Origin of the sequence: Delftia sp. UME58, assembly GCF_014170385.1 — a bacterium.
GTDB classification, from domain to species: domain Bacteria; phylum Pseudomonadota; class Gammaproteobacteria; order Burkholderiales; family Burkholderiaceae_C; genus Comamonas; species Comamonas acidovorans.
The window spans coordinates 1-679 of record NZ_LZZV01000024.1; the positions used below are offsets into that span (position 1 = coordinate 1).

The following is a 679-nucleotide window of genomic DNA, read 5'->3' on the forward strand; positions in this document are numbered from 1 at the left end:
TCCGTCCAGGTCCATCACCTGCTGCTTGGCGGCCTCTTCGGTCAACGGCTTGCGGATCTGCACGCGGTGACGCACCCAGCGCCCCCACAGATCGGCATCCAGCCAGTCCGGCAATTCCACGCTCATCGGGTCGAACCCCGGCGAGCGCTTGCGCACGCCTTTAGGTTCATTGATGGTTCCTTGACGGTTCAATGACGGTTCGGGTGCAGCACGTTCACCCCGTGACGTCGTCAGATTCACCCCGTGACGTCGTGAGCTGCACCCCGTGACGTCGTCAGATTCACCCCGTTCATTACGGGGCGCAGCAGGTTCACCCCGTGTTTGCCCTTCAGAATGTTCCACGCGGGGCGCAGCTACTGCACCCCGTGACAGATCAATGTCGTAGCAAACCGGCCGCTGATCAGCGCGCCGAATGTAGGCAGCCACCAGATCCTGATTGCCGCGCTGGATCACCTGCAGGGCTTCCAGTTCACGCAATTTGGTCTGCACCGTCCGGTTCGACAGGCCAGTGTCTTCGGCCAACGTCGCCACGGACGGGAAAGCGCCCTCGCCCTTCGCGCCGGCATAGTTAGCCAGGCACAGCAGGACGTGACGCGCGGTCGGATCCTTCACGATTCTCTGAGCAAGCGCCCATGTCATGCCCTGAACGCTCATGACGACTCTCCATACAAAAGTTGAT

Annotated in this window: 1 protein-coding gene; it reads right to left on the reverse strand. The window is 61.6% G+C overall.

Annotated elements, in window-relative coordinates; translation table 11 throughout:
- Positions 1-654: helix-turn-helix domain-containing protein (locus A9976_RS10050; RefSeq protein ID WP_220808592.1), on the reverse strand; the 654-nt coding region annotated here is incomplete at its 3' end.
- Between the last annotated feature and the right edge of the window lie 25 nt (positions 655-679).